The sequence below is a fragment of the Oribacterium sp. NK2B42 genome, from assembly GCF_000424445.1.
Lineage (GTDB): Bacteria > Bacillota > Clostridia > Lachnospirales > Lachnospiraceae > Oribacterium.
Genome location: NZ_AUJX01000079.1, coordinates 1 through 6,302 on the forward strand (window position 1 = coordinate 1; position 6,302 = coordinate 6,302).

8 protein-coding genes and 1 pseudogene are annotated in these 6,302 nt (G+C 39.3%); 2 read left to right on the top strand and 7 right to left on the bottom strand.

Annotated elements, in window-relative coordinates:
* Positions 1–203 precede the first annotated feature (203 nt).
* Positions 204–614, top strand: a complete 411-nt coding sequence (gene tnpA, locus G625_RS0114250) for an IS200/IS605 family transposase (RefSeq protein WP_029201633.1) — start codon at positions 204–206, stop codon at positions 612–614.
* 292 nt (positions 615–906) lie between these two features.
* Here the strand turns inward: tnpA and G625_RS0114255 are convergent, their stop codons facing one another.
* From G625_RS0114255 to G625_RS0114280, 6 genes are all read right to left on the bottom strand, one after another.
* Complete coding sequence (locus G625_RS0114255; RefSeq protein WP_029201634.1) at positions 907–1,278, bottom strand: toxin-antitoxin system HicB family antitoxin; 372 nt, start codon at positions 1,276–1,278, stop codon at positions 907–909.
* Positions 1,279–1,280: 2 nt separating this feature from the next.
* Positions 1,281–1,544 carry a type II toxin-antitoxin system HicA family toxin gene (locus G625_RS0114260; RefSeq protein WP_029201635.1) on the bottom strand — a complete coding sequence of 88 codons (264 nt, stop codon included), beginning with the start codon at positions 1,542–1,544 and terminating at the stop codon, positions 1,281–1,283.
* Between the two features lie 109 nt (positions 1,545–1,653).
* Entirely contained in the window at positions 1,654–1,887 is a 234-nt protein-coding gene (locus G625_RS0114265; protein ID WP_029201636.1) for a hypothetical protein, read from the bottom strand.
* Positions 1,888–1,913: 26 nt separating this feature from the next.
* Positions 1,914–2,528, bottom strand: coding sequence for a hypothetical protein (locus tag G625_RS0114270; protein ID WP_029201637.1), 615 nt, complete (start codon positions 2,526–2,528; stop codon positions 1,914–1,916).
* Between the two features lie 223 nt (positions 2,529–2,751).
* Positions 2,752–3,984 (bottom strand): aryl-sulfate sulfotransferase, encoded by a 1,233-nt coding sequence (locus tag G625_RS0114275; protein WP_029201638.1) that lies wholly within the window; start codon positions 3,982–3,984, stop codon positions 2,752–2,754.
* 69 nt (positions 3,985–4,053) lie between these two features.
* Positions 4,054–4,692 (bottom strand): SGNH/GDSL hydrolase family protein, encoded by a 639-nt coding sequence (locus G625_RS0114280; protein WP_029201639.1) that lies wholly within the window; start codon positions 4,690–4,692, stop codon positions 4,054–4,056.
* Positions 4,693–4,792: 100 nt separating this feature from the next.
* Between G625_RS0114280 and G625_RS0114285 the strand changes: the two genes are divergently transcribed.
* On the top strand, positions 4,793–5,551 hold the full coding sequence (locus tag G625_RS0114285) for a nucleoside/nucleotide kinase family protein (protein ID WP_029201640.1): 759 nt from the start codon (positions 4,793–4,795) through the stop codon (positions 5,549–5,551).
* Positions 5,552–6,141: 590 nt separating this feature from the next.
* Here the strand turns inward: G625_RS0114285 and G625_RS22560 are convergent.
* Positions 6,142–6,302 (bottom strand): annotated as a pseudogene (locus G625_RS22560) (IS110 family transposase); the annotation flags it as partial.

The following is a 6,302-nucleotide window of genomic DNA, read 5'->3' on the forward strand; positions in this document are numbered from 1 at the left end:
ATAAAGCCATTATCAAATACGTATTTTGAGATGTAATTACATGCATCTGCATAACAATCAGTCATCTCCTTAAAAAGAAGACGACCGGCATCATCGGTATGTATATGAAGTTTTATTGTCTTTACATACTCAGCCATTGAAAAAATCCCAAAACAGTAATATATTCACCATGTATATTATAACATAAATCGTGGTGATTTTCAATGAGCGATAAGACTTTATACCAGCATCGACGACATAACAAAAATCTTCTGATGGTGCATATGATATTTGCGAACAAATACAGAAAGAAGCTGCTCTACGGCAGCTTCGATAAAGATATAAAACAGTATATCTATGATGCCTGTACAAAACATCACTGGTACGTTAAGAAAATGGAATCCGACAAGGATCACATACATATGCTGATACAGTATAATCCTACAGACTCCGTTTCTATGGTGGCATCGGTACTCAAACAGTGCAGTACCTACAATGCATGGAAATATCATGAAAAGTGGCTCATTAATCACTATTGGAAAGAAAGAACGCATTGGTCTGATGAATTCTTTGCGTGTAGCATCGGGCAGGTCTCACAGGCAACAATTGAGCATTATATAGAAAATCAAGGTTAGCTTAAAACCGACCCTAAAGGGTCGTGGCTTCAACCGAATCATTTAATGTGAAAAAAGAGAAAAGTCAACGTTTATGTGCGTTTTAAAAAATATTATTCCTGTAAAACGTTTTAAAAATACAATATGGCTTTTTAATCACTCATTTTGCTCTTGTATGCTGAAAGGAAACTGAAATTAACAATCAAACCTTTTAACACATGAAAAAGACCTTTTTAAAGGGTTTTCATAATATACCCTCAAAAAGGTCCCGATAACTATTTCATTTCAGCCAAATCTAATCGACCCAAAACTATTACCGCGTCACAGCCCGTCCTAATTCGTATACAACGTATTGATTCAGGCTGACACCTTCCTCAGATGCTCTGCGGGAGAGTTGTCGATGCAGACTCTTCGGCATACGAAGGCGTAGCTGTCCCGAATATTCTTCCTGAGGTTCTTTGATATCAATACCATCCTCGAATGCTGCTATCAACCACTCTCTCTTTGCATCTTCAGACATGGTCTTAGCTTCATCCAAAGACTCTACGCATGTAACACAACCAGGTAGATCAGGAAAATACAAAGTATATCCTCCTTCTTCTTCGTCCGGAACAATCACCATTCTGTATGGCAGTTTCATATAATCTTCAATTGTTTTCTTTGGCTTTTTTATATTTGTTTTCATATTCATTCCTCCGGAGTTTCTTCCTGATTAAGTGTCTCCCTCGTGACAACACTTTTCACAAGCTCAATATATACCTTTTTAATCGGGCTGTGTCTGGGAATCGTCACCGGATTGCATCCTTTCTTTCGGAATGTAACATGACTGGATCCTCCACTTGTTTCGTTGGAATTATATCCATATGCTTTCAGTATTTTCGAAAGTTCATCATAACGAATTGACGAGTCAAGGCGGTACAATCTCTCAATCAGCTTTTCCCATTTTGCCATATATACACCTACCAAATTTAATATCTATAAACATTATAATTGACACCGTATACGGTGTCAATTATAAGCTCGATTAAGTCTGTGACGCTTCTATATGGTCATTAATCTATCATCTTTCCTGATCTTGCACTTCTCTATTAAAATCCGTTATCATTTTCTTAAGCTGAAAATCCATTTCAACTCCTGCTTTATCGCAAGATGCTGAGAATTCATCCATCAGATCCCTTTTGATCTTAATATTTCTGTATTCACTTTCTTCTTTATTTTTCTCATCTCTTCTCTTGAGTATTTCCCATGTAACAACAGAGGCAGTTGTCGTGACTATTGTTCTAAATATATCCATGATATTCATCCTCGTTTTTTGTATTGTTAGCAGATTGATAATTTGAGGAGATTGGAATCTCCTTTTTCAATTAACATAAAAAGTTGCTCTACTCTTCTATGCTGGCGCTTTCTCTGAGCTTTTGCTTCGTGACGGGCATATTTCTTACTTGAGAACCTGAAATTCTTCTCGCCACGCTCCGTGGCAGCTTTATACCTGTCATGCTCATAAATGTAGTTGAGATAACCGCTGATAGTATGGCTAGATTGTGCATCGACTTGTCTGTGATAGGGTTCGTTCTCAGGATGATCAAAATCAAGAGGCGCTGAAACGGTATTTCTATGGTAAAGCACTATATCCTCAAACTTTTTAGAATAAATCATTTTCCAGCAACCAATCTCCGTTTTTACATATAAAACACCATCTATGAACTTGAAATCCATCTTTTTATTCTTTCTGTAGTACTCAATTGTGTTCTGCTCTGTTCTGTAATGGTAAGACATTGAATTACAACATTTACAGATGCGGTATCCTCTAATCTGAGCATCTTCTTTGGCTAAGGACATACGGTTCTTTGGGGACATCATTTTTACATAGTGACAATTTGGCTTGTGGTAAATCCTGCTGTCAGCATCCATGCTTAATACTCTTTCGGTTTTCATAGGAATCCTTTCCTGCCAGTTGGCAAATTGTGTAAATGACGCTGAGTAATGTGTGATTACTCTTTCAATGATTAAAGTCTACATCATGGCAGGTTGAAAAAAATGCACATAAATGCAGAACGTAAGTTTACAGAATAAAAAGTCACGGATGGTTCCTATACCATTCCGTGGCTTAAAAAATGAATGTTTAATTTTTTTCAGTTCACCCAGGCACCACAATCATTTAATCATAATAGACGCAGCGGTAAGTAATATTCTGAGGATTATCGAGTGTGATGGAAAGAAGTTCCTTGCCAGCAGAAAAATCATAAACCGACATACACTTCGCATCTTTTGTAGCCCAGCCCCATCCGATCACATACAGATTATCCTGCAGATGCTGGACTGATCCGCAGGCCTGGGAGTACTTTCCGGGAAAAGAATATATGCGAACTGCTTTCGATGTGGTATTGTCCTTATTGAGAAGATACGAGATTACCCGTGTTTCCTGCTGAGAGTTGCCGTTATCAAACAGTGTCAGATAGTTTCCGTCCAGGGTCGCATAGTGCTGGCAGGAACTTTTCTCCGCTTCGTTCAAACCGAACATATCCCCTTTGCCGGACAGGATCCAGAGGATCTGATTTTCTCTCTGTGAACGGTCTAGGCATAGTACCGAGCTTAAATGCCTGAAGGAACAGATTAGATTTCCGTCTTTGTCGATCCTCATCGAGTTAAAGTGGACGTAATCCGGTACATCTGTTTCCACATTAGCATAATCCGATGCTGTTTCACTGCCGTCAAGTATGGTCAGCTCATAAAGCTCAGGGTAATCTATGCTCTTCCAGTCCCATACGACCTCACCGTCTTTAACCTCCTGAAGATAGGAGTATAGCACACTGGAACCATCCGGGAAGCCCGGCACATTATATACAGTGTCCTTTAGGTATCCGGAAAGGATATAGTGATCCGGACCGATCATCAGAAAGTCGTGTCCATCCAGCGGATCCCCTTTTTCCGTGACATCCGATGTTTCGAATGTAATTCTTTTCACTTCATTGAAATCAGCATCCAGAATTACGCGTTCTCCCGGGGCATAACCCAGCATGCCGTAATTGTCATACGCACCTGTCTGATCATGGTAGCTGTAGAAGGTTTTCCCGTCCACCTCATGTTTTTTAAAATCCCACCATCCGGTCAGGGAACTTAGTGTGCCGTCAGTTTCCTGATCTTCATGTTTTGACCATACGATATTTCCCTTGCCGTCCAGCATGATAAGGTTTCTGCTGAACACAAAGGAAAGGAAGAAATTTCCAGGTAAATCTGTTGTTCCTTCCACATTAATTTTACATAAACCATCTGCAATCGTGGTCTCCGGAGTTTTTTTCATTTCAGGAGTTTCCACACTACATGCGGTGAGCATGAGCTGAATCAGAAATGCCATCAGAACCGTACATATAATTTTCTCTCTTGCCTTCATGGAGCAGATCCTCCCTTCACCTGTTTATAGATTTCCCAATCAACACTTTCATCTTACAATCTGGCGCCTTTAGCAATCGTTAGAAATGATAGTCTTATATAGTGCTTCAGCTAATGCCTCATGCCCCTCAGGAGCCAAATGTAAAGAATCTTCCCTTGAGGGTTCTGCGTAGTCTGAAGCTTTCAGGAAAATACAATCCTTATCTTCGGCTATCTTTTTGTAATACTCAGGGAAGCTGTGGGAACTTTCTATTGCATCTTCATCGTACTTTTCGCTGAATGGAGATGATTTTATTCCTTCACCTATTTCCGGTGGAGATACCAAAATGATCTTCGGGATAAACCCCTGTTTATCAGCGGTAAATTCCTTGATGACATCAACAAGCTTTCCGGCACCCTCTGCTATCTCTTTAACTGAAACATTGAAACAATTTTTAAGATCATTAGTCCCGAGCATAAGTATAACTATGTCTATCGGCTTATGTGTATTAAGGCAGGGCCTCAGATATGGAAGCCCGTTTTTCCAAGGCTCTGTTGGATCATCGAAAGCAGTTGTTCTTCCGTTACAGCCCTCTTCTATCACCTTGTAATTCTGTCCAAGTAACTGCTGTAATCTTCCGGTCCATCGGATATCGGAAGGGTATCTTAGCCCATTGCGAGGGTCAAATCCATATGTATTTGAATCTCCGTAGCATAATACTGTCTTCATTTAAAAGCCTCCATTTATTTTTAAAGAAGTACGATTTAAAATATTATATCATACAGAACTCATCTATCTTTAAAAACACGCAAAGGTTAGGAAGTATTTCATGAACTACAAAACTGATATAAACGGTATAGAGGTCAATGTCGATTATACTAATGACAACATTGAGAATATTTTTATCCCTATACTTAAATACGCAAATAAGCTATACGGAGAAAAGAAGAAACGGGTATTAATATTGTTGGCTGCACCTCCCGGGGCAGGAAAAAGCACGCTGCTAAGTTTTTTAAAACATTTGTCTGAATCAAATAATGATCTCACGCCCATAACAACAATAGGGATGGACGGTTTTCATAGATATCAGGATTATCTTCTGACTCATGACATGGAGCGGGATGGTAAAACCTATAAGATGGTCGAACTGAAAGGTTGTCCGGAGACCTTCGATCTCGAAAAATTGTTGGAAAGAACAATGAAGGTCGCAAACGGTGAGACCGTTGGATGGCCGGAATACGACAGACTTACTCACAATCCTGTTGAGGATGTCACAATGGTAAGCGGTGACATCGTATTTCTGGAGGGCAATTATCTTCTTCTTGATAAACCCGGATGGAAGGAACTTAAGGGATTGTCAGATCTTACAATAAGCATCAGGGCTGATGAAGGAATGCTCAGAGACAGGCTAATACAAAGGAAGATGAAAACTGGGAATATATCACACGAAAAAGCAGAGAAATTCGTTGATCTAAGTGATTTATATAATGCGCATACCTGCCTAAAGTACTCTGTGGAAGCCGATATAGTGCTTGATATCCTTAGTGACAACAGCTATAGGCTCGTTAAACACCCGCAGTTTATGTAAAATATTGTTATTGCAGACGAGGGAAAGTGAGAAAACCAGCTAATCACACTGATATCAAAGTCCGGATATGGAGATGGATTATCTTTTGTCGAATGGCATAAACGCTCTACGAACTGTTGACGTAAAAGGCTACCATCTATCAGGGATATGGTTTTCCACTCATTGAGACAGACTGTTATGAGATAGTCCACAGCATGTATATACACACTTATAGTATTTTTGAATATACTGTTGTAATGTTTGATCTTTACGCTGTAAGTGGAATAGATCTTCATACTGTGAGCCTCCTTTCTAAAGACACGGATTATTCCTGTATGTATATGATAGCATATTATGTGCCATAGCCATAGTGGCACTTTAATATTTTACATTTCTAAAGGTGATGCCATTCATCCCACGACCTAAAGACATGGGTTTTCTGGCTGAATAATTAAAAAAGCCGCCTTACTCACGACTAAAGCCTGCCAATAAAAAGTCAAGGCCTATTTTGATATTTCCCAAAAATTATTTCCTTTGGTTTTCGGGTGCCTTTAATAAACCGACAGATATGCTCTCGGTCGTAGATATCATATGCAAGTAGATCGAAGTTACTACAGTTTTTGTTTAGCCAAATACTCCTTTACTTTACCATAGTAAATTCGCAAGAATTTATTTGCACCAGCAGTCATATACACGAAATACTGTTTGCCTTCAGATCGTTTTTTGATCATGAAGTCATACACAGGGTCATCATCAGGTGCCAATTGAATCA